23 protein-coding genes are annotated in these 21,034 nt (G+C 68.3%); 18 read left to right on the plus strand and 5 right to left on the minus strand.

Annotated elements, in window-relative coordinates:
* Nucleotides 1–11: 11 nt before the first annotated feature.
* Nucleotides 12–1,616 (minus strand): benzoylformate decarboxylase, encoded by a 1,605-nt coding sequence (gene mdlC, locus A5706_RS04775; protein ID WP_068127570.1) that lies wholly within the window; start codon nt 1,614–1,616, stop codon nt 12–14.
* Between the two features lie 304 nt (nt 1,617–1,920).
* Between mdlC and A5706_RS04780 the strand changes: the two genes are divergently transcribed.
* Nucleotides 1,921–3,405, plus strand: a complete 1,485-nt coding sequence (locus A5706_RS04780; RefSeq protein ID WP_068127571.1) for a LuxR C-terminal-related transcriptional regulator — start codon at nt 1,921–1,923, stop codon at nt 3,403–3,405.
* Nucleotides 3,406–3,414: 9 nt separating this feature from the next.
* Here the strand turns inward: A5706_RS04780 and A5706_RS04785 are convergent, their stop codons facing one another.
* A complete protein-coding gene (locus A5706_RS04785) occupies nt 3,415–4,098 on the minus strand; it encodes a maleylpyruvate isomerase family mycothiol-dependent enzyme (RefSeq protein ID WP_068127574.1) in 684 nt (227 codons plus the stop codon).
* Nucleotides 4,091–4,987 carry an alpha/beta hydrolase gene (locus A5706_RS04790; RefSeq protein ID WP_231985036.1) on the minus strand — a complete coding sequence of 299 codons (897 nt, stop codon included), beginning with the start codon at nt 4,985–4,987 and terminating at the stop codon, nt 4,091–4,093. The genes A5706_RS04785 and A5706_RS04790 overlap by 8 nt, the downstream gene beginning before the upstream one ends.
* A 91-nt stretch (nt 4,988–5,078) precedes the next feature.
* Here A5706_RS04790 and A5706_RS04795 point away from each other — a divergent pair, with 91 nt between their 5' ends.
* Nucleotides 5,079–5,756: a TetR/AcrR family transcriptional regulator gene (locus A5706_RS04795; RefSeq protein WP_068127578.1), complete on the plus strand. Its 678-nt coding sequence runs from the start codon at nt 5,079–5,081 to the stop codon at nt 5,754–5,756.
* A 16-nt stretch (nt 5,757–5,772) separates the two neighbouring features.
* On the opposite strand, the gene A5706_RS04800 is transcribed toward A5706_RS04795, so the two are convergent.
* Nucleotides 5,773–6,447 (minus strand): DUF427 domain-containing protein, encoded by a 675-nt coding sequence (locus A5706_RS04800; RefSeq protein ID WP_068127580.1) that lies wholly within the window; start codon nt 6,445–6,447, stop codon nt 5,773–5,775.
* Between the two features lie 199 nt (nt 6,448–6,646).
* Here A5706_RS04800 and A5706_RS34750 point away from each other — a divergent pair, with 199 nt between their 5' ends.
* From A5706_RS34750 to A5706_RS04875, 15 genes are all read left to right on the plus strand, one after another.
* Complete coding sequence (locus A5706_RS34750; protein ID WP_369831800.1) at nt 6,647–7,741, plus strand: PE family protein; 1,095 nt, start codon at nt 6,647–6,649, stop codon at nt 7,739–7,741.
* A gap of 35 nt (nt 7,742–7,776) precedes the next feature.
* Nucleotides 7,777–8,955, plus strand: a complete 1,179-nt coding sequence (locus A5706_RS04810; RefSeq protein ID WP_068127585.1) for a CaiB/BaiF CoA-transferase family protein — start codon at nt 7,777–7,779, stop codon at nt 8,953–8,955.
* Between the two features lie 90 nt (nt 8,956–9,045).
* Nucleotides 9,046–9,603, plus strand: coding sequence for a hypothetical protein (locus A5706_RS04815; protein ID WP_068127587.1), 558 nt, complete (start codon nt 9,046–9,048; stop codon nt 9,601–9,603).
* 3 nt (nt 9,604–9,606) lie between these two features.
* The gene (locus A5706_RS04820) at nt 9,607–10,311 is read left to right on the plus strand and encodes an NIPSNAP family protein (protein WP_068127589.1); all 705 of its coding nucleotides are present in this window, start codon (nt 9,607–9,609) and stop codon (nt 10,309–10,311) included.
* A complete protein-coding gene (locus A5706_RS04825) occupies nt 10,308–11,519 on the plus strand; it encodes a cytochrome P450 (protein WP_068127591.1) in 1,212 nt (403 codons plus the stop codon). Before A5706_RS04820 ends, A5706_RS04825 begins: the two co-directional genes overlap by 4 nt.
* A gap of 1 nt (nt 11,520) precedes the next feature.
* Nucleotides 11,521–12,498 (plus strand): zinc-binding dehydrogenase, encoded by a 978-nt coding sequence (locus tag A5706_RS04830; RefSeq protein ID WP_068127594.1) that lies wholly within the window; start codon nt 11,521–11,523, stop codon nt 12,496–12,498.
* Entirely contained in the window at nt 12,495–13,232 is a 738-nt protein-coding gene (locus A5706_RS04835; RefSeq protein ID WP_068127595.1) for an HpcH/HpaI aldolase/citrate lyase family protein, read from the plus strand. Before A5706_RS04830 ends, A5706_RS04835 begins: the two co-directional genes overlap by 4 nt.
* Nucleotides 13,229–13,621 (plus strand): nuclear transport factor 2 family protein, encoded by a 393-nt coding sequence (locus A5706_RS04840; protein WP_068127597.1) that lies wholly within the window; start codon nt 13,229–13,231, stop codon nt 13,619–13,621. Before A5706_RS04835 ends, A5706_RS04840 begins: the two co-directional genes overlap by 4 nt.
* Nucleotides 13,618–14,346, plus strand: coding sequence for an SDR family NAD(P)-dependent oxidoreductase (locus A5706_RS04845; RefSeq protein ID WP_082964196.1), 729 nt, complete (start codon nt 13,618–13,620; stop codon nt 14,344–14,346). The genes A5706_RS04840 and A5706_RS04845 overlap by 4 nt, the downstream gene beginning before the upstream one ends.
* On the plus strand, nt 14,328–15,809 hold the full coding sequence (locus tag A5706_RS04850; protein WP_082964197.1) for an NAD(P)/FAD-dependent oxidoreductase: 1,482 nt from the start codon (nt 14,328–14,330) through the stop codon (nt 15,807–15,809). The genes A5706_RS04845 and A5706_RS04850 overlap by 19 nt, the downstream gene beginning before the upstream one ends.
* Nucleotides 15,806–16,753, plus strand: coding sequence for an alpha/beta hydrolase (locus A5706_RS04855; protein ID WP_068127601.1), 948 nt, complete (start codon nt 15,806–15,808; stop codon nt 16,751–16,753). The genes A5706_RS04850 and A5706_RS04855 overlap by 4 nt, the downstream gene beginning before the upstream one ends.
* Nucleotides 16,754–16,783: 30 nt before the next feature.
* Nucleotides 16,784–17,977: an enolase C-terminal domain-like protein gene (locus A5706_RS04860; RefSeq protein ID WP_068127603.1), complete on the plus strand. Its 1,194-nt coding sequence runs from the start codon at nt 16,784–16,786 to the stop codon at nt 17,975–17,977.
* A 7-nt stretch (nt 17,978–17,984) separates the two neighbouring features.
* A complete protein-coding gene (locus A5706_RS04865; RefSeq protein ID WP_068127604.1) occupies nt 17,985–19,292 on the plus strand; it encodes a hydroxyacid-oxoacid transhydrogenase in 1,308 nt (435 codons plus the stop codon).
* 2 nt (nt 19,293–19,294) lie between these two features.
* Complete coding sequence (locus A5706_RS04870; protein ID WP_068127606.1) at nt 19,295–19,750, plus strand: thioesterase family protein; 456 nt, start codon at nt 19,295–19,297, stop codon at nt 19,748–19,750.
* 29 nt (nt 19,751–19,779) lie between these two features.
* Nucleotides 19,780–20,214 (plus strand): SRPBCC family protein, encoded by a 435-nt coding sequence (locus tag A5706_RS04875; protein WP_068127609.1) that lies wholly within the window; start codon nt 19,780–19,782, stop codon nt 20,212–20,214.
* Nucleotides 20,215–20,216: 2 nt separating this feature from the next.
* On the opposite strand, the gene A5706_RS04880 is transcribed toward A5706_RS04875, so the two are convergent.
* Nucleotides 20,217–20,882 (minus strand): GntR family transcriptional regulator, encoded by a 666-nt coding sequence (locus tag A5706_RS04880; RefSeq protein WP_068127612.1) that lies wholly within the window; start codon nt 20,880–20,882, stop codon nt 20,217–20,219.
* Between A5706_RS04880 and A5706_RS32030 the strand changes: the two genes are divergently transcribed.
* Nucleotides 20,867–21,034, plus strand: a 168-nt coding sequence (locus A5706_RS32030; RefSeq protein ID WP_369831801.1) for an FCD domain-containing protein, incomplete at its 3' end; no start/stop codon positions are given. The genes A5706_RS04880 and A5706_RS32030 overlap by 16 nt on opposite strands.

Raw genomic sequence — 21,034 nt, forward strand, 5'->3', positions numbered from 1 at the left:
CAGCTCGGCGGTCACCAGGCGGCCACCGGCGTCGTGCGTGCGTTGATGAGCGTGGGGCGCTGCCGGTCGGCGATGCCGCTTTTCACCAACTCGATGACCTCGTCCGCCGTGTGCGCCTCATAGGCGTCGACGCCGTAGCTGGCCGCTGTTGCCACGACATCGAGCCCGGGTAAGTCGAGCCCGGGTACCCCCGGCGTCTTCTCCCATTCGCCGAATTCTTTGACCACACCGTATTCGGCGTTGGAGGCCACCACGATGGTCAGCGGGATTCGGTATTGCGCTGCGGTCCACAACGCGGTAATCGCATAATGCATCGAACCGTCGCCCATCAACGCGACGACAGGACGGTCCGGGGCCGCGAGTTGAGCACCGACGGCAGCGGGTAGTCCGAAACCTAATCCGCCGCCGGCCGACGATAAGTGCGAGAACGGGTAACTGGGTCGAATGCTGTTCGTGATGGCGACCTCGTTGCTGCCCGCCTCGCTGACCCACAGCGTCTCCGGTGGCGCGCCGCGGCTCACGGCCGACCATAGTGCTTCAGGGCGCAGCGGCGTCCGTGAATTTTCCAGGTCCGGGATCGGCGCGCGGACCGGGGGTGCCTGCCGCTGGGTTGGCTTGGTCGCCGCGAGCAGTGCCTCGGCCGCGCTGGCAAGGTCGGCAACGATCGCGTCCCCGACGGGGGCGCGCGCGGCCTCATCAGGGTCATTGGTGATATGAATCAGGTTCGCACCCTGGGGGAGATACGGTCCTGGCACCAACGGGTAGTACCGGAAGACGGGTGCCCCGATCACCAGGATTAGGTCGTGTCCGGCCAGCATCTCGGAGATCCAGCCCGCGCCGGGCGGCAAAATTCCCTGATACTGCGGATGATTCTCCGGAAATCCGCTCCAACCCGTTAGCGGTGCAGTCCAGACGGCTGATTGGGTGCGCTCCGCCAACGCGATCACCGCCTCCCACGCGCGGTAGCGTTCGACGTCGCCGCCCACAATCAGTGCCGGCGATTTAGCGGATTCCAGTCGGTCGCCGATCTGATTGGCGAGTTCGGGGGAAAAGCCCGCGGTGTGGGTCACCGAGCGGTCGCGGAGGGCGGCGACGTCGGTGGCCTGCGCGTCATCGAATTGGACCGGCATGTCATCCATCGGCAGCGAGACGAATACCGGGCCCATCGGTGGCGTGGTCGCCAGATGGATGGCCCGGGCCAACACGGCAGGAGCCTCGGTGGCGATCGCGGGTTCAGCTGCCCATTTCACGAATGGCTTTGGCACCAAAGCGGGCTCGACGTTCGTCAGCAGGCAGTACTGGTTCTGCATCGTGCGGCGCTGATTTCCGGCGGTCACGATCAGCGGGGTCTTGTTGATGAATGCGTTGTAAAGCTGGCCCTGCGCGTTGCCCATTCCGGGAGCGGTGTGCAGGTTGACAACTGCGGGGCGCCCGGTGATTTGTGCGTATGCGTCGGCCATCCCGACCGGCACCATTTCTTGGAGCCCCAGCACATAGCGGAAGTCGTCTGGGAAGTCTTGCAGCAAAGCCAATTCCGACGAGCCCGGATTGCCGAAAAAGGTTGTCAACTTATGTGTGCGCAGCACGTCGAGGATCGCCTCACGAACGGTGGTCATGCTGCTACCTCCAAAGCTCCACGAATGAGCGCGTGGGCCCGTACCCCCCGGCTTACCTCGATGATGAAGCGTCGCGACCCAAAGCAGAATCCTCAAGACCTGGTAGTCGGCGTGCGATCGACGGCCGAGCCCGGTGCGTCGGTTCGGCATTTAGGCGGGCGGCATTCCTCCCCGGCAGCCGATAGACTTCCGACATGATTTACGCCCGGAGCCGGGGCGGGCGCGAAGTCATCAACTCTCGTCTTGTCGCCCCGCTGACCGGCCGCATTGACCCGCGGCCACCGCTTAGACGGCGAGCGCGCTGATGTTCCCCGCGGACCGGGTCTCGCTGCTGCGAAGCGCTCTGCCGTCCGCGCTGCGCGGCGAGATGATGTTCACGTCGAAGTGTGGCAGTGACGCCGCTGCCGCGTTGATTGGGCTGGCCCAGGAATCTGCGCCGCACGATGCGGGGGCGGCGCGCGAACTGTATCTGGAGGCGCTATCGGCGGTCCTTTTCGCGGGCCGTCTCGCCGGCGGCGGTGGTGTGTTGGAAGTGGCGAGGGCGGCTGCGGCCGCCCCCGCGGCCCGGCGACCGGAAAGCTCGGCAGATCTCTTACTGGATGGGCTGACGGCCCTGGTCGTCGCTGGACCCCGAGCTGGTGTCCGGCTGATTCAAGGCGCGTTGGATGGCTTCTGTACCCCAGCGCGTCCCGTCGAGGACGGGACGCGCTGGCTGTGGCTTGCCTGCCACGGCGCGATCATCGCTTGGGACGACCGCGCGTGGCTGCACCTGCCGGCTCGGCAAGTCGAGCTCGCCCGTGCGGCGGAAGATCAACGCGTGTTGCCCGTGGCGTTGCACTCCCTGGCGGCGGCGCTGACTTGGTGTGGGAGTTTCACAGCGGCCCGGCAGCTGATCACCGAGGCCGACTCGATCACGGCGTCGACGGCTACAACGGTCTTTCCCTACGCGGCACTTCCGCTTGCGGCGTGGCAAGGCGACGAGACAGAGACCGCACGGTTGGTGCAGTCGGGGAAGTACTATGCGGTAGCCCGCGGTGAGGGAATGGGTTTAGCGTCAATCGAATTGGCGACTGCGTTGCTGTGCACCGGGCTGGGCCGTTATGACCAGGCTTTGGTGGCAGCCCGACAAGGATGCGAGCACCCAGAAGAACTGTGGGCGACGTTTTTGCTTCCCGAGTTCATAGAGGCGGCAACTCGTTGTGGGCAAATGCGCGATGCACGTGATGCTCTTGCCCCTCTTGCAGAGAGCGCGCAGGTTGCGGGAACAGATTGGGCCCTGGGGACTTACGCATGCTCGCGGGCGCTCGTGAGCGACGGCGAGTCCGCGGAAAGCCTGTACCGCGAGGCGATCGAGCGGATGGACCGCACAAACCTGCGTCCGGCCGCCGCGCGTGTACGACTTGTCTACGGAGAGTGGCTGCGTCGGGAACGAAGGCCGCTCGATGCACGCACCCAGCTGAGGCCGGCTTACGAAATGTTCACAAGCATTGGAATGGCAGCCTTCGCTAGGCGCGCGAGGCTCGAACTCGAAGCCATCGGCGAGCGCATCCGCGAAAAGCCCGCCGTCCGAAACGATTCTGTCCTGACTCCACGTGAGGCGCAGATTGCCGAACTGGCCGCGGGCGGGGCCACGAACTCGGAGATCGGCGCCCGGCTGTTTATCAGTCCTAACACCGTTGCGTACCACTTGCGCAAGGTATTCATCAAACTGGGCGTGACCGCGCGACGCCAACTCGCCGCCGGGACGATCAATCAATCACCATCGTGGCCCAGGACGGCACGTTCCTGAGGTGCGCCGTCAGTGGCGGTGCTGGACGGCGTGTCCCCGCACGGACTTTGGCGATGCCTGCAGACGGGTGGCCAGTATCGAGACTCCATTGCCGGTCAAATGCCGTAGAGCCCAGGGACGGCCGGCCAGCACGGAGGCAAGATGGCCGGCTTCGCCGGTGACCGTGGGTCCATTAGCGGGGTGTGACCATGGGGCGTCCGTGGCGATGAGGTTCAGGCCTCGTGCGCGCGCAGCGGCTGGGACGAAGGGGTTCGGGACCTGGACCTCGGTGTCGAGAACCGCGGCGAGTATTGCCGGGGGAATCGTGGAATCTGCCTCGAGCGCGTAGGTGATGTCCAGCTGGTGGATGACGTGATCGCCGAGGAGCAGCCGCCGGGGGAAGACACATCCGACGCCTCGTGGCCGCCGTGTCAACGCCGCAAGGTCATCAAGGAGGGTGTGCGGATCCCGTTGTGCCGCCAGCCTGCGGGCCATGGAGGAGTTGGTGCGGTCGAACGAGCCGTGGTGTCGCAGCATGGCGGCGATGATCGACGGCAGCGCGGCCGAGTAGCCGACGACGAGGTGGGCCAGCACATCGTGGTTGCTCCAGTCTGTGCATAGGCTGGGCCGCACCCAGTGGTCTTCGGTGAGAGTACTGAGGAATGCGACAAGCCGAGCGTCGTTGTCCCGCAGTGCATCAGCTGCTTTAGACATTCAAGTGCTCCAGAAGAAATTGGGTTTGGTCGGCGAGCAGCTCCGCTAGGAGGGGCGGGTGATAGATCTGGAAATGGTCCCCGTCGTAGTGGCAGACGACGCCATACGGCGCGCGGTGCCCCACATCGGCGGCGTGACGCGGGTCCATCAGGGTCTCTCGTGCGGAGACACATACCAGCAGCGGAGCCGCAATCTTCGCGGCGCCGCGTTTGGCGCTGCTCAGTGCGATGCCGACGATGTCAGCGGCGGCAATGCGGTTGTCGAAGGTCGCACCGGTGGGCACCGTCGAGTACCAGCCGTCGAGAGCCCCGGGGATGGTGACCGCTGCGAGCCTGCCCGGCTCGGCGACGATCGGGACATATCTCGGCGCGGTGCCCCGAATCCGGCGACGCACGTCGTCGAGAATCGCCGGTGTCGCGCGGAGAGCCGGTCGCCAGCCACCGCGGGTCAGTGTTGCCGGTCCATGGATGATCGGGCACTGCACGACCACCGCAGCGAGGTCGCGTCGCGCTGTGGCCTCCCGCAGCACATGCATCGCGCCAAGGCTGGTGCCCCACAACCCGATTCGTCGGGAGTCGATACCGTCTTGGCAACGCAGATAGTCCAGCGCAGCTCCGACGTCCTGTTGGTGTCCGCGCATACTGAAGCGCTGCCGTGGCGAACCGTCCGAAGCGCCGGTGTGCCGATAGTCGAAGGCTAATGTCGCCACGCCGGCAGCCGCGAAGTGTTGCTCGTATTGCGACATCATCATGTCGTGTGTCGCGCCGAGGCCGTGACAGAGTACAAGTCCCGGATGCGGTCCAGCACTGCGCGGCAGGGTCAGCCAACCCGCGCACCGAGCGCCTTGCGAGGTGAATGACACCGTGGTGGTGCGGATGTGAGTGACCACGACAACTTCCTTCATATATACGTACGTCGTACGTATAGGTCTACGTTAGGTACGCTGTACGTGTCAAGGGGTCACGGACAGGAGGCTAGCCATGCGGGCACGATTCACCGTCGGTGAAGTGCGCGAACAGGCAATGGACATCGTCGATCGCGACGGGCTCAGCGCGCTGAACATGCGCTCGCTGGCCACCGCGCTGGGCACCGGACCGATGACGCTCTACAACTACGTCAGAGACCGAGAGGAACTCGAATCTTTAGTCGCCGAAGCGGTGCTGGCTGACGTGAAAGTACCTCCCCCGTCTGAGGATTGGCTTGCCGACGTGAAATGCATCGCGATTGCTATTTGGGAAGCGATGCGGCGTCACCGAAACGCTGTCCCACTGGTCTTGACTCGCCGCACCGTCTCGAACGAGAGCTTCGCGCCCGCCGAGCAGCTCGTCGCGACGCTGGTTCGTGGCGGACTTGCCGACCGGGATCTGCTGGCCGCCTTTCGCGGGGTGCTCAGCCTCATCATGGGTGCCGCTCAAGTGGAGCTAGCCGGCCCCGCGGCGGTGGGCGACCCCGAACAGGTCAACATCGACGACGCCGGCCGCATCGCACGCCTGGCTGGTGATGCCCACCCTCACCTGGCGGCGCTGGCATTCACCAGTCAACAGTCTTCGATGCCCGCGGACTTCAGCCGCGCCCTCGACATGCTGCTAGCCGGCATCCAAACTTGCGCAGATGCACCTCGAACGGAGCGGAAGGGCCGGCGCACCCCAAAACGTTGAGCGTCCAATCGGCGCCCTAGCTACGACGGGTGAGCGGCAGCTCGGCGACGACGTCGACGCGGGTGTCGTCGAAACTGAAATACCCCTTGATGGGCAGGCTTTCGGGCAGCGGGTCTTCGTAGCTCCACGCGACGTCGTCGACTGGGCCCGCCGACCAGTACGTCGCGTAACCCTTGTAGTTGCAGTAGCTCGACGTCTCGGACCGCCGGAGCAGATCGGTGCGCACGTGCACGGGAGCGACGTAGAGGCGCGGCTCGAGCGCGGTCTCGAACAGGATCACCGTGTCGTCCGTGTCCACCAGCGTGGTGCCGTCGATCGTGACCTGCAGGCGGCGCTTCGTCGGGCGGCAGTCGACGCGGTGGTAGGGGTTCGGCGGGTAGTGCACGAGCCTGCGGCCCTCCTCCAGCCAGGTGTCGACCGCGTCCCACGGCACCCGGACGAAATCCGGAGCCTCCGCCACCGGCTCGCTCGGCAGGTCGCCGACCTCTTCGGCCGCAAAGGCGTAGCTGAGTGGGTGACCCGGCCGGTGCACCATCAGGGCCTTTTCGGTGTCGATCACCGGCCGCCCATTGACGAAGGCCTGCACGCGTCGAGGGTGTGGCTCGACGTAGACCACGCCGGCGGGGACCGGCGCGGAGAAACTGCCGGCCGGATCGCCGCTGAGCGGACCGCGCCCGGCAACCAGACTCATTGCGTCACAACCCCTTCCGCGGGAAGACCACGGTTTGCAAACCAATTTCTCTGCATAGTGTAAATGGGGAAAGGCGTGGGATTCATTGTCGGAAAGGCGAAATATCCCGTGGAACGTGCGTACGCTGACGTTCTCCGATTTCGTATGTCGACGGGAAGCAGCGATGTCGTATCTGGCGGCGGCCCCAGACTCTCTGGCAGTGGCGGCATCCGATCTATCTGACATCGGCTCGGGGCTGGTCGCGGCGAGTGCGGCGGCGACGGCCCCGATCACCGCGATAGCACCTGCCGCCGCAGACGAGATATCCACGGCGATCACAACCGTCTTTGCCGGCCAGGCGCGGGTGTTCCAGGCGCTCACCGGCCAGGCCGCGGCTTTTCATGCCCAGTTCGTGCAGGCGTTGAGCGGCGCGGGCGCCGCGTATGCGGCCGCCGAGGCCGCCAATATCCCGTCACTGCAAACCGTGGAGCAGGACGTTTTGGCGGTGATCAACACACCCACCAATCTGTTGTTCGGGCGCCCGTTGATCGGTGACGGTGCCAACGGGACGGCGGCCCACCCCGACGGCGGGGCCGGCGGGTTTCTGCTCGGCAACGGCGGCAACGGCTTTTCGCAAACGGGCAACCCCGGGGTGGCCGGGGGCGCCGGCGGGCCTGCCGGGTTGGTCGGCAATGGCGGTCTCGGCGGTGCCGGCAGCGCCGGCGCGGCGGGCGGGGCCGGCGGCACCGGCGGGTGGTTGTACGGCAACGGCGGGGGCGGCGGAAACGGCGGCGTGGCCTTGCGGGACGGTGGCTTGAACGCCTTTACCGGCGGCACCGGCGGGGTCGGCGGCGCCGCCGGTTTGTGGGGCGCGGGCGGGAGCGGCGGGCAGGGCGGCAGCGCCGGACCCAACACTGCGACGGTGGCCACCGGCCAGACCACCTCCTTCGTCCTGAACGGCGGCAACGGCGGCGACGGCGGGCGCGGCGGATGGCTTCACGGCCTGGGCGGAGCCGGTGGGCAAGGCGGGACGGGCAGCAGTGCACCAAGCGTGACGCTTGACGTCGGTACGGGCTTCACGATCCTCAACAACACCCCCGGAACCGCTAGCGTCGCCTACCTTCCCCCTCCCGGCGGCGACGTCTTTTCCATAAGTCCGGCGAGTTCGACCCTGGGCACCGGCGGCACCGACCAAGTGGCGATCACGTTCACGGCCGGCCACACCAGCGGCACCATCCAGTTCATCTCCGTACCCTCTGGTCTTGCGGGGGCCGCGGGCCGGGCCGGCCTCCCCGGACCCAACGGCTACCTCTAGCGCCGGCGACGGGGACGCTGATTAGGGTGCAAGCCATGGCCGGACCGATGGAAGGCATCAAAGTCGTCGAGCTCGGGGTCTGGGTCGCGGGACCCGCGGCCGCCGGCATCCTGGCCGACTGGGGTGCCGACGTGGTCAAGATCGAGCCGCCGGCCGGCGACCCGGGGCGCATGTTCGGCCGGATGCTGGGCTGCGATCTCGGGGTCAACCCGCCGTTCGAAATGGACAACCGGTCCAAGCGCAGCATCGTCCTGGACCTCACCACCGCGACCGATCGCGATACCGCGCTCGAATTGCTTTCCGACGCGGACGTTTTCATCACTAATGTGCGTCCGCGGGCGTTGGAGCGGCTCGGCCTGGATTACGCGACGCTGTCCGCCCACAACGCCCGTCTCGTCTACGGCCTGATCACCGGGTACGGCGAGAACGGGCCCGATGCCGACCGTGCCGCCTACGACATCGCGGCGTTCTGGGCCCGCGCCGGCCTGGCGCACCTCCTCACCCGGCCCGGCGACACCCCGCCGTTCCAGCGCGGCGGCATGGGCGACCACTCGGCCGGCATGACCCTGGCCGCCGCCGTGTGCGCGGCGCTGGTCGCCCGCCATCGCACCGGTGCGGGCCAACTGGTGACCACGTCGCTGTACCGCCAGGGCGCTTACACCGTGAGCTTCGACCTCAACACCTATCTCCTGACCGGCCAACCGATCGCGGTGGGGCAACGCGAGCAGATGGGCAACCCGGCCATGAACAACTACGCGGCGGGCGACGGCCGGCGGTTCTGGATCGTCGGGCTCGACGTCGAGCGGCACTGGCCGCCGCTGTGTCGTGCGGTCGGCCGTCCCGAGTGGCTGGAGGATCCCCGATTCGCCGACGCCCGGGCCCGCGCCGCCAACGCCGCCGTGCTCGTCGCCGAGCTGGACCGGATCTTCGCGACCAGGTCGCTCGATGAGTGGGCGGAGGTCTTCGCGGGCGAACCCGACTTCTTCTGGTCGCCCGTCAACGCGCTCGAGGACGTCGTGGCCGACGAGCAGTTCCACGCCGCGGGCGGCCTGGTCGACGTGCCGGACGGCGCCCAAGCAGGAGCCGCCGTCACCATGGTGGCCACGCCGGCGGACTTCCACGGCACGCCGTGGGCGCCGCGCTCCGTCGCGCCGGAACTTGGTCAGCACACCAACGAGGTGCTCGCCGAGCTCAGGGCGCGGCGGGAGTCCTGAAGCTGGCCGGGCACCTTTACAAATTTGGCTCGAAGTGTCACGCTGTCCGGTGACAACAGCCCACCACGAGCGCCGCAGGAAACACCAACGATGGTCACTCCAACGTTCGACATCAGCCACCACCGCCGGGTCGCCGCCGCACGAACGACCCGCGCGGACGGCGAACCCCTGCGGTATCGGCTGGACGTCGTCGCGGCCAGCGCCGCCGACGTCGTGCAATCGGCCGGCGGTTGGCTCTACGACCGGGTGATGGCCGGTTGGGAAGTGACCGTGCTCCTGCCGGACGGCTGCGATAGCCGCTCGCTGCGGATCCTCGGCGTGCAGGCATTCGACGGCGAGGCGCGCCCGGACCTGGCCGCCTCGAGGAGTCAGAGCCTGGCGGTCAGCGCCGAGGCGTTCGCCGCCGACGCGCGGGTGCGGGAAAAGGTGCTCGAGTCGCTGGGCGACTGGTGGACCGAGGTCGCGCTGTGGGGTGACGGCTGGCCCCTGGGCGTCGACCGCGCGACGACCCGGACGCAGCATGTGCTCAGCGCGGCGGCCCGCCGATTCAAGGGCTATGCCCTTGCGGCGGCCGGATTGGCTTGCGATTCAGTCGATCCCACCGAGTCGCTGCTGTGCGACATGGCAGCCCTCGCGCGGCTCTCTTAGCCCATGAAGAAGTACTACGGCCAGACCCTGCTCTACCTGCACGAGACCATCTCACTCGGATCAGGTCGAAGCGACGCTTTCACCGAAACGTTCAGCGGCACCTACCAGCCGATGATGGACGAGCTCGGCGCCCGGCTGTTCGCCATCTGGGAGACCACCTCGTACAACGGCCACTGGCCGCAGGTGACGGTCATCTGGGAGATCGACGGATTCGCCGACTACGCCCGGATCGGTGCCGCCCAGGCGCGCGGCGGCAGCCATGAGGTCGCGGCCGGCAAGTGGTCGGAGTTCCTGTCCGGCGTCGGCGCCTCGGGTGAGGGGCGAATCATGTACCCGGGGCCCAGCAACAAGACGCTGGCACAGTTGCGCGAGGCGAATTTCGCTGCGCCGCTGGTGATTCAGGAGATCATGCAGACCAAGCCGGGGCGTCAGGACGATTACATCCGTGAGCTGGAGCGGCTCTACGTCCCATGGTCGGAGCGCACCGGCAAGCGGTGGCTGGGCTCGTTCACCACGACCTTCCGCTACAACGAGGTCATCCACTACTGGGCGCTGGACGGCGGCTGGGAGTGCTTCGCCAACCACTACCCGTCGTTCAAGGAGAACCCCCCGGCCGAGCTCGTCACCTGGATGAGCGTGGCGCCGGCCCTGCGCGACGGCTGGGAGGACTCGATCCTGCAGGCCCTACCCCCGTCGCCACTGCAGTGAGCTTTTCGTACGATCCTTTCGACGCGGAAGTAATGGCAAACCCGTTGCCGTACTACCGGATTCTGCGCGACGAGCACCCGGTCTACTACATGCCGCAGTGGGACACCTACGCGCTCTCCCGCTTCGAGGACATCTGGCAGGTGCTCGAGGTCAACGACGGTACGTTCGTCGCGACGGAAGGCACATTGCCCCCGGCGTCGGCGCTCGCTCAGCACAACGACGGCCCACTCGACGATCCGCCGCTGCATCCGCTGCCGTTTCACGCCGTCTTCGACACCGACCTGTACGCCGAGATCCGGCGCGCGCACTCGGCGCCGTTGCGCCCGAGGTCGGTCGCCGGGCTGCAGGCCCGGATCCGCACGCTGGCCAACGAGCGCCTCGACGAGCTGCTGCCGCGTGGGTCCTTCGACCTGACCCAGGAGTACGGCGGCATCGTCGCGGCATCGATGGTATGCGGATTGCTGGGCCTGCCAGACGATCTCGCACCCCAGGTGTTGGCCGCGGTCAATGCCGGCAGTTTGGCCGAGCCCGGCGAGGGCGTCGACACCGCGCAAGCCCGGCCCAACTATCTCGAATACCTCACGCCGGTGGTCGAGGGCCGCCGCGCCGACTCGTCCGGCGATGCGCTACCGGTGGTCGACGGCCTGCTGGGCTACCGATTGCCCGACGGCAGCGCCCTGTCCGACGTCGAGGTCGCCACCCAGATGCTCTGCATCTTCATCGGTGGGACCGAGACGGTGCCCAAGATCGTCGCCCACGGGCTGTGGGAGCTCAGCCGGCGGCCCGACCAGATGGCCGCGGTCTGTGCCGACCCGGCCACCAACGTGCCGATCGCCCGCGAGGAGATGATCCGCTATTGCGCGCCGGCGCAGTGGTTCGCCCGAACGGCGCGCAAGCCCTACACAATTCACGGCCAGAGGATCGAGCCGGGCCAGCGCATCATCACTCTGCTCGCGTCGGCGAACCGCGACGAACGGGAGTACGAAAACCCCGACGAATTCCTCTGGAACCGGCCCATCCGGCGCTCGCTGGCGTTCGGCCGCGGCCAGCACTTCTGCATCGGCTACCACCTGGCCCGGCTGGAAATCGATGTGCTGCTGACCGAATGGCTGCGCCGGGTGCCCGACTTCGCGATCCGGGGCGACGCCGCCACCCGGCTGCCGTCCAGCTTCCAGTGGGGATGGAACAAGATCCCGGTGGAGGTCTGACGTGTGGTCCTACCGGATCATCGCTCCCTACCAGTTCGAGCGGACGACGATTCCCGACAAGACGCCCGAGCAGCTGGCCGACGGCCAAGTGCTGCTGCGGTTTTCGGCCGCCGGCGTCTGTGGCAGCGACCTGCCGGCGTTCCGCGGCAACAGGGGCCGGCTTCCGGGTGACGACGGGCGCAGCGCCGCCGAGAAAGACGGGTTCCCGATCCACGAGGTGGCCGGCGAGGTGATCGCCAGCCGTCACCCGGATCACCGCCCGGGCGATCGGGTGGTGGGCTGGGCATCCGGGTTCGACGGCCTGATGGAACGCGTGATCAGCGACGGCAACATGCTGGCGCCGTACGACCCGGCGCTGAGCCCGGCGGAGGCGATCGGCCTCCAACCGCTGGCCTGCGTCCTGTATGCGTGTGAACAGCTGCCCGACCTGGCCGGCCGGCACGTGGCGATCATCGGCCAGGGCTCGATCGGCCTGCTGTTCTCCTACGTCGCCAAGGCCGCGGGCGCCCGCCGCGTCACCGGCGTCGACCCGGTCGACCGCACCGGCCACGCAACGGCATTCGGCGTCGACGACCCAGTGCGCGCCACCAGCGACCGCTGGGTGAGCCAGCTGGCCCCCGCCGACCGCGCCGACGTCGTCATCGAGGCCGTCGGGCACCAGGTGGCCACCCTGGGGCACGCCATCGAAGCCACCGCGCCGGGCGGCACCGTCTTCTATTTCGGCGTGGCCGACGACGAGGCCTACCCGATCAGCATGCGTCTGATGCTGCGCAACAACCTGACGCTGAAATCCGGTGTGACCCTTGACCGGCGGCGGGTCTTGGACGTCGCCGCCAAGTTCGCCGACGAGCATCCCGAGCTGCTCGGCGCCTACCTAACCCACACTTTCGGCGTCGAAGACGTCCACGACGTGCAGGGCGCCTTCGACCTGGCCTGCCGGCCCGCGCCCGAGCGGATCAAGATCGCGATCGCCCAGTGAGCGTCTTCGTCGGCGACCGATCCCCCATCTGGGGCGGCTGGATCACGGGACCCACGCTGCTAGGCCCGGAGGAATTCGCCAGGGCCGGTTACGATTACGTCGGCTTCGACGCCCAGCACGGCTACATCGACGACGCGGACATCGCCGGCATGCTGCGGCGCCTCGAGCACGTGCCGATCGGCACGGCGGTGCGGCTGCCCAACGCCGACGCGGCGCCGATCGGGCGGGTGGCCGACGCTGGGGCCGACGCCGTCGTCATCGCGATGATCGAGTCTGCGGACGAGGCGGCCGCCGCGGTGGCCGCCACCCGCTACCCGCCGGCGGGCGTCCGCAGCTTCGGCCCGCTGCGGGCCAGCCTGGGCCACGACCCAGCCACGCTGGAGTCCCGGGTGAGCGTGTTCGCGATGATCGAGACCGCGGCGGCGCTGTCGGGCCTCGACGAGATCTGCGCCGTCGAAGGGCTGGCCGGGCTGTACATCGGGCCGGCCGACCTGGCCCTGTCGATGGGCGTGGACGTCGTTGGCGCGACCAAACATCCGGTGCTCCTCGACGCCATAGGCCGGATCCATCGCGCCGCCACCGAGGCGGGCCTGATCACCGGCATCCACGCCGGCGACGGCAAGACGGGCCGCGCCATGGCGGCGCTGGGCATCCGGATGATCACGCTGGCAGCCGAGTCACAGGCCCTGCGGCGCGGCGCGGCGGAACACCTGCGCGAGGCCCGCGAACAGTGACCGAGACCGCAATACGCGAACTCATTGCCGCCTACGCGCTGGCGCTGGACGCCGGCAACGGGGATGAATGCGTGCAACTCTTCACCGAGAACGCCCAATTCCTGGTCTACGGAAAGTCTTTCGACGGGCATGACGCGATCCGCAAAATGTTTCACGACGCGCCACCCGGGCTGCATCTGACCGGGGTCTCGCGAATCGACGTGAATGGCGACACTGCCACTGCCCGAACGCAGGTACTGTTCGTCCGCGCGGGCGACCTGCACCTGCGGCCCGCCCTGTACGACGACGAGCTGGTCCGCGTGGACGGCCGCTGGCGCTTTGCGCGCCGGCGCTGTCGATTCGTCACCAGCCGCGGCCTGTCCGACAGGCCCGAGGTGCCGTCATCGTGAGTCAACGCGTCGCACTGGTGACCGGCGCCGCCGGCGGACAGGGCTGGGCCATGGCCAAGCGGCTGCGCTCGGCCGGCCATTCGGTGGCCGCCTGCGATCGTCGCGCCGACGAACTTGCCGCCGCGGTGGACGAATTCGGCGACGACGGCGTGATCGGGATCCCGCTCGACGTCACCTCGCCGGCGCAGTGGGAGGCGGCCGTCCACACCGTCATCGAGCGCTTCGGGTCGCTCAGCGCGCTGGTCAACAACGCCGGTGCGCTGCACCGCGCCTCGTTGGCCGACGAGACCCCCGAGGGATTCGAAAACTCTTGGCGCGTCAACTGTTTCGGCGCCTTCCTTGGCATCCAGGCGACGCTGCCGCAGCTGCGTGCGGCGGGAAACGCGGCCATCGTGAACATCTGCAGCACCGGGGCGATCCGGCCATTCCCGCGGCACAGCGCCTACGGCTCCGCCAAGTGGGCGCTGCGCGGCCTGACCCAAAACGCCGCGGCCGAACTGGCTCCGCTCGGTATCCGGGTCAACGCGGTGTTCCCCGGACCCATCGCGACCCCGATGCTCGACGACGCCACCCAGCTGCGGCTGGCGGCGTCGTCGGCGTTCGGGCGGATCGGCCAACCGGCCGAGATCGCCGACGCAGTGGCGTTTCTGGTGTCCGAGGAGGCGTCGTTCATCACCGGCGCCGAACTGGTTGTCGACGGTGGGCAATGCCTGCAGATCCGATGAGCGGCAACCTGTCGGTCGGCATCATCGGTGCCGGGCCCGGCGGCATGGCCCTGGGAATCCTGTTGGCCCAAGCCGGCTTCGGCGACTTCACCATCTTCGACCGCGAGGACGACGTCGGGGGCACCTGGCTGATCAACACGTATCCGGGGCTGGCGTGCGACGTCAAGTCGCACCTGTACTCCTACTCGTTCGACCTGAACTCGGACTGGTCGCGGCTGTGGCCCGCGCAGCCCGAGATCCTGGAGTACTTCCAGCGGTGTGCGGACAAGTACGGCTTGCGCCCGCACCTGAGGCTGCGCACCGAAATCGTCTCGGCGCGTTGGGAGGAAGACGACCAGCGGTGGTGCCTGACCACGGCGGCCGGCGAACGGCACCACTTCAACGTCGTGGTGTCCGCCGTCGGGTTGTTCACCCGACCCCTCTTCCCGGAGCTGGCGGAGGAGGAGCCGTTCACCGGCACGCTGATGCACTCTTCCCGATGGGATCATTCGGTCTCGCTCGAGGGCGCGCGGGTCGCCGTGCTGGGCACCGGATCGACGGCCTCGCAACTGCTGCCGGAGTTGGCCAAGGTGGCCGACAAGGTTTACTCCGTGCAGCGGTCACCGACCTGGATCCTGCCCAAGCCCGACCGGCCCTACACCGAACGCGAGCGCTGGCTTTTCGCCCACATACCGTTCGCCAAGAAGCTGTACCGCACGCGGCTGTGGCTGCGCAGCGAATCCAACATATCGGTGATCGAGCACGGCAGCGAAAAGACCGAGGAGTTCAAGGCGATCGCGCTGGACCTGCTCGAAAAGACCGTTGCCGACGAGGAATTGCGCCGCAAGCTGACCCCAGACCATCCGCTGGGCTGCAAGCGGCTGGTGTTTTCCTCGGACTACCTGCCCACCCTGACCCGCCCCAATGTCGAGGTGCTGAGCAGCCCGGCGCGCTGCCTGCGCGCACGCAGCCTGGTCACCGAGGACGGCGCCGAACGCGACGTCGACGTCGTGGTGTGTGCAACGGGCTACGCCGCGGCCGACTACCTGGGCGAGTTGGACGTGTCCGGCGAGGGCGGGACGACGCTGCGCGAGGTGTGGCGTGACGGGGCCCACGCGTATTTCGGCATGGCCGTCCCCGGGTTCCCGAACTTCTTCATGCTGTACGGGCCGAACACCAACGTCGGTTCGAACAGCGTGATCTTCATGCTGGAAGCCCAGGCCCGCTACATCGTTCGGGCTCTGAAACACATGCGGCGGCGGGGCAAGACGTACGTCGCGGTGCGCCCCGCCGCGCTGGCGGCGTTCGTCGCCAAGGTCGACCGGTGGATGGTCGGCACGGTGTGGACCACCCAGTGCAGCAACTACTTCCGCGCCCCCAACGGGCGTGTGGTGACGCAGTGGCCGCGCAGCGCGCGTAGCTTCTGGGGAATGACGCGCAGATTCAGGCCCGCCGACTTCACTTTTCAGGCCCCGGCCGAATGACGGAACCCTACGGTCTGGACGGCTTCGAACGGCTGGATCCGGCCCTGCAGGCCGTCGCGACGACGCGAACCGACTTCTCCGCGGAGTCGATCGGGCTCCTCCGCGAACCGTTCGATCAGCGCCGTCGGGAGGTCGCCGAACGCACCGATGCCCGGGGCGTCCGGATCACCGGCGACGTCGTGGCGACCGAATCCGGCGGCGTGCCGGTGCGCATCTACCGTGGCGGCGAGGCGAACCCGGCGCCGGCCCTGATCTACTGCCACGCCGGCGGCTTCGCGCTGGGCAACCTGGACACCGATCACCGGCAGTGCGTCGAGCTGGCACGGCGCGGCCGGTGCACGGTGGTGTCCGTCGACTACCGGCTGGCGCCGGAGCACCCCTACCCAGCCGCGCTCGACGACGCGGTCACGGTGCTGCGCTGGGTGGCGGCCTCCGCGACGGAACTGGGTGTGGACCCGGCACGCCTGGCGGTCGGGGGCAGCAGCGCCGGCGCCGCCCTGGCGGCGTGCCTGGCGCATGGCGCCGCCGGCGGGTCGCTGCCCGCGGTAGTGTTCCAGCTGCTGCACCAGCCGGTGCTGGACGATCGCGAAACCGCGTCCAAGGCCGAGTTCTGCACCAGCCCCGCCTTCGACAGCGAGGCCGCGGAGCTGATGTGGCGTCACTACCTCGGTCCGGCGGCCGGCTCGTCGGCCGCGGTGCCCGCCCGCCGAGGCCAATTCCGCGGCCTGCCACCGGCTTTGATCACCTGCGCGGAGATCGATCCCTTCCGCGACGAAGCCGTCGACTACGCGCTGCAGCTGTTGCGCGCCGGGGTCTCCGCCGAGCTGCACGTGTTCCCGCGGACCTGTCACGGCTTCGATTCGCTGCTGCCGGACTGGTCGGACTCCGATCGGTTGTTCGCCCTGCAGGGCCAGGCGCTGACGAGGACCTTCGGCTCTACTTGAACTCCCGATTCGGCGGAACAATCTGCTGCCATGAAGATCATCGGCGTGGAGGTCATACCGTTCGAGACGGTAGTCGATCGAATCTCGTTCGGGCAGTTGGTCACCGACTACCGCGTGGTCCAGACGGTGACCAAGGTGCTCACCGACGAGGGGGCCGAGGGCTACTACTTCGGTGGTCATTTCCATGGCGACCAGGATGGCCTGCTGCCCGGGGACCAGGCGCTGATCACCCAATTCCTGGGCCCCCTGCTCGCGGGCCAGGATCCGCTCGACCGGGCGGAGATCTGGCGGCAGCTGTGGGCCGCCAAGCTTCCCGAAAATATCTGCAGCGTCATCGATCTCGCCCTGTGGGATCTGGCGGGCCGGGTCGCCGGGCTGCCGGTGCGCAAGCTGCTGGGCGGCGCCCGCGACCGGGTCAAGGCTTACGCGAGCAGCTTCAACAACCTGGGATCGCCCGACGAGTACGCCGCCCACGCCGCCGAATGCCGCCGCCAGGGTTACCGCGCCTACAAGATCCACCCCTACCACTACTGGAACCCCGCGACGCGGGAGTTCGCGCTGCCGCGGCCGTCGTATGTGGACTGGGACATCCGGGTGTGCCGGGAGGTTCGCGCGGCCGTGGGCGACGACATGGTGTTGATGTTCGACCCGTGGGGGACCTATCACACCTACGAGGACGCGCTGCGCGTCGGCCGGGAACTGGAACGGCTGGGCTTCTACTGGTACGAGCACCCGATGCCGGAGTACCGGGTCGAGTCCTACGCGAAGCTGGCCGGCGCGCTCGACATCCCGATCTGCTCACCCGAGATCGCGGAGGGCGGCATCTACACCCGGGCGGACTGGATCCTGCGCAACGCGTCCGACATCAGCCGCATCGACGTGTTGCGCGGCGGCATCACCGGCGTGATGAAGCTGGCCGGGATGTGCGAGGCCGTCGGCATGCGCTGCGAACTGCACATGAGCGGCTTCGGCAACCTGCAGGTCCTGGGCGCCACCAGCGAAGACGTCTGCGAATACTACGAGCGCGGCCTGCTCGGGCCCGGGGCCCGCTACGACGCCGCCCCGCCCTACCTCGAGGCGGCCTGCGACCCGCTCGGCCCGGACGGATTCGTCGACCTGCCGTCGGGACCCGGTCTCGGCTACCAAATCCGGTGGGACTACATCGAAAGCCATCGGCTCCCCGCCAGCACGGCGGAACCGGTCGCGCCGCTGCACCCGAGATAATGGCGGTATGCCGTACTGCGATTACCCGATTGCTGCCGAGGACTGCGACGGCGCCTTCACCGTCGACGCGTCACGGGTGACCTTCGGACGCGGATGCCTCGCGGAGGTGGGCGACAGGGCGCGCGCCCTCGGGCTGCGGCGGGTGGCGTTGTTCACCGACGCCGGCGTCGCCGGGCTGCCCGTCTTCGCCACGACGCACGACTCGCTCGTCGCGGCCGGGCTGGACGTCGTCACCTATGCCGACGTCCACGTCGAGCCGACCGACGCGTCCTTTTCCGATGCGGCCCGGTTCGCGCGGGAGTGCAACCCCGACGGATACGTGTCGCTGGGCGGCGGCTCGGTGATCGACACCTGCAAGGCCGCCAACCTCTACGCGACCCATCCCGCCGACTTCCTCGCCTATGTCAATGCGCCGATCGGCGAGAGCAAGCCCATACCCGGCCCGCTCAAGCCTCACATCGCCTGCCCCACCACGGCCGGCACCGGCAGCGAGGTGACCGGCATCGCGATCTTCGACCTGGTGTCGTTGAAGGCCAAGACGGGCATCGCCTCTCACGCGCTGCGCCCCACCGAGGCCCTCGTCGACCCCGACTGCACCGCGAGCCTGCCCCCCGAGGTCGTCGCGTCGGCCGGGCTCGACGTGCTGTCGCACGCCCTGGAGTCCTACACCGCGCGGCCCTACGTGTTGCGGCGCGCCCCCGATCGGCCCAGCCAGCGGCCGATGAGCCAGGGCGCCAACCCGTGGAGCGACCTGGGTTGCCGCGAGGCGCTGCGCCTGCTGGGACGGTATCTGGGCCGCGCCACGCGCGACGCCTCCGACAGTGAGGCCCGTGAGCAAATGATGTGGGCCGCAACGCTTGCGGGCATCGCGTTCGGCAACGCCGGCGTCCACGCGCCGCACGGCATGGCCTACGCGGTGGCGGGGCTGGTGCGTGACTTCCGCCCCACGGGTTACCCGCCCGACGAGCCGCTGGTGCCGCACGGCATGGCCGTCATCCTCAACGCGCCGGCGTCGTTCCGCTTCACCGCGCAGGCGAACCCGGAGCGGCACCTGGAGGGGGCGTGGCTGCTCGGCGCCGAGACGCGGGGCGCCGGCGCCGAGGACGCCGGCGAGGTGCTCGCCGACGAACTCATCCGGATCATGCGCGCGGTGGGCATGCCGAACGGGCTGGCCGGCGTCGGCTACACCGAAGACGACGTGACCGCCCTGACCGAGGGCGCCTATCCCCAGCAGCGCCTGCTGCAGAACGCTCCGCGGGAGATGACCAAACCGGTTCTGGGGGACCTGTTTCGGCAGGCCATGCGGTACTGGTAGACATGGCCTCGACTCCATCGGAGAACCTCACCAGCGCCGACTTCCCCGTGCTGTGGCCGGTGGGAACCCGGTGGGCCGACAACGACATGTTCGGCCACCTCAACAACGCGGTGTACTACCAACTGTTCGACACCGCGATCAACGCGTGGATCAACACCACCGTCGGGATCGACCCGCTCGCCACGCCCGCGCTGGGCATCGTCGCCGAGTCGGGCTGCCGCTACTTCTCCGAGCTGCATTTCCCGGAGCGCCTCACCGTGGGCCTCGCGGTGACGCGCCTCGGCCGCAGCAGCGTCACGTACCGGCTCGGCGTGTTTCGCGGCGACGACGGCGAACCGCAACCGATCACCGCGCTGGGTCACTGGGTGCACGTCTACGTCGATCGGACCAGCCGCAAGCCGGTGCCGATCCCCGACGCCATCCGCTCGCTGCTGGCGACAGCCAGCGTGCATCAATAGCGCGGCCGGTCGCCCGATAGGCTTGCGGGATGCCAGTTTTGAGCAAGACCGTCGAGGTCAGTGCCAACGCCGCGGCGATCATGGGCATCGTCGCCGATTTCGAGCGTTACCCGGAGTGGAACGAGGAGATCAAGGGCCTGTGGGTGCTCGCCCGCTACGACGACGGGCGGCCCAGCCAGGTGCGGCTCGACGCGGATTACCAAGGCATGCAGGCCACGTTCATCCAGGCGATCTACTACCCGGGGGAAAACCAGATCCAGACCGTCCTGCAGCAGGGCGACCTGTTCTCCAAGCAGGAGCAGCTGTTCAGCGTGGTGGAGGCGGGGGCGGCGAGCCTGCTGACGGTGGACATGGACGTCGAGACCACCCTGCCGGTCCCCGCGCCGATGGTGAAATCGCTGGCCGGCAACGTGCTCGACCATCTCGCCGAGAACCTCAAGCAGCGCGCCGAGCAGCTGGGCTGAGCTCAGTCGAAGCTGCCGGCCCGGTTCAGCATCACGGTCAGCCGGGCCGCCGCGTCGGTGAACTGCCAGACGGTGTGCTCGATGACGGCGTCCGCGTCGCGTCGGCGCAGCGCCGCGACCAATTCCCGGTGGTGGGCGACCGTGGCCGCGCCCCATTCCGGATCCGCCGCGTACACCTCCGCCGGCATGTACCGCGCGGCGTTGAGCAGGAACCAGGACAGCTTGATCCGGCCGCTGGCCTGGTTGAAGACGCGATGAAATGCGAACTCGATGCCCGCGATGGTGGTGGGCTCGCTTGAACCGACGGCCGCTTCCAGTGCTTTGTTGATGCGGTCCAGCTCGTCGATCTCGGCGTCGGTGATGTGGTCGGTTGCCGCGGCGGCCAACTGCTGGGCGATGGTCGACTGCAGCCAGAAGATGTCCTCGATGTCCTGCCGGCTCAGCGGCAGCACGACGTGGCCGCGGTGCGGTTCCAGCTGCACCATGCCCTCGCCGCGCAGCTTCAGCAGGGCCTCACGCACCGGCGTGACGCTGACCCCGAGCTCGGCCGCGGTCTCGTCGAGGCGAATGAACGTGCCCGGGCGCAACGTCCCGGACATGATCGCCGCGCGCAGGTGGGCCGCAACCTCGTCGGAAAGCTGCGCCCGGCGCAGTGGCCGCCGCGGCAACCGACCACATCACCGACGCCGAGATCGACGAGCTGGACCGCATCAACAAAGCACTGGAAGCGGCCGTCGGTTCAAGCGAGCCCACCACCATCGCGGGCATCGAGTTCGCATTTCATCGCGTCTTCAACCAGGCCAGCGGCCGGATCAATCAT

Source organism: Mycobacterium sp. E796, from assembly GCF_001672815.1.
Taxonomy (GTDB): Bacteria; Actinomycetota; Actinomycetes; order Mycobacteriales; family Mycobacteriaceae; genus Mycobacterium.

What these genes read in the sequence shown, in the direction of transcription:
- A5706_RS04780 (WP_068127571.1), top strand. Translation starts at nt 1,921, where the DNA reads ATGTTCCCCGCGGACCGGGTCTCGCTGCTGCGAAGCGCTCTGCCGTCC.
- A5706_RS04875 (WP_068127609.1), top strand. Translation starts at nt 19,780, where the DNA reads ATGCCAGTTTTGAGCAAGACCGTCGAGGTCAGTGCCAACGCCGCGGCG.
- A5706_RS04870 (WP_068127606.1), top strand. Translation starts at nt 19,295, where the DNA reads ATGGCCTCGACTCCATCGGAGAACCTCACCAGCGCCGACTTCCCCGTG.
- A5706_RS04855 (WP_068127601.1), top strand. Translation starts at nt 15,806, where the DNA reads ATGACGGAACCCTACGGTCTGGACGGCTTCGAACGGCTGGATCCGGCC.
- mdlC (WP_068127570.1), bottom strand. Translation starts at nt 1,616, where the DNA reads ATGACCACCGTTCGTGAGGCGATCCTCGACGTGCTGCGCACACATAAG.
- A5706_RS04820 (WP_068127589.1), top strand. Translation starts at nt 9,607, where the DNA reads ATGAAGAAGTACTACGGCCAGACCCTGCTCTACCTGCACGAGACCATC.
- A5706_RS04850 (WP_082964197.1), top strand. Translation starts at nt 14,328, where the DNA reads ATGCCTGCAGATCCGATGAGCGGCAACCTGTCGGTCGGCATCATCGGT.
- A5706_RS04810 (WP_068127585.1), top strand. Translation starts at nt 7,777, where the DNA reads ATGGCCGGACCGATGGAAGGCATCAAAGTCGTCGAGCTCGGGGTCTGG.
- A5706_RS04865 (WP_068127604.1), top strand. Translation starts at nt 17,985, where the DNA reads ATGCCGTACTGCGATTACCCGATTGCTGCCGAGGACTGCGACGGCGCC.
- A5706_RS04815 (WP_068127587.1), top strand. Translation starts at nt 9,046, where the DNA reads ATGGTCACTCCAACGTTCGACATCAGCCACCACCGCCGGGTCGCCGCC.
- A5706_RS04785 (WP_068127574.1), bottom strand. Translation starts at nt 4,098, where the DNA reads ATGTCTAAAGCAGCTGATGCACTGCGGGACAACGACGCTCGGCTTGTC.
- A5706_RS04795 (WP_068127578.1), top strand. Translation starts at nt 5,079, where the DNA reads ATGCGGGCACGATTCACCGTCGGTGAAGTGCGCGAACAGGCAATGGAC.
- A5706_RS04800 (WP_068127580.1), bottom strand. Translation starts at nt 6,447, where the DNA reads ATGAGTCTGGTTGCCGGGCGCGGTCCGCTCAGCGGCGATCCGGCCGGC.
- A5706_RS04860 (WP_068127603.1), top strand. Translation starts at nt 16,784, where the DNA reads ATGAAGATCATCGGCGTGGAGGTCATACCGTTCGAGACGGTAGTCGAT.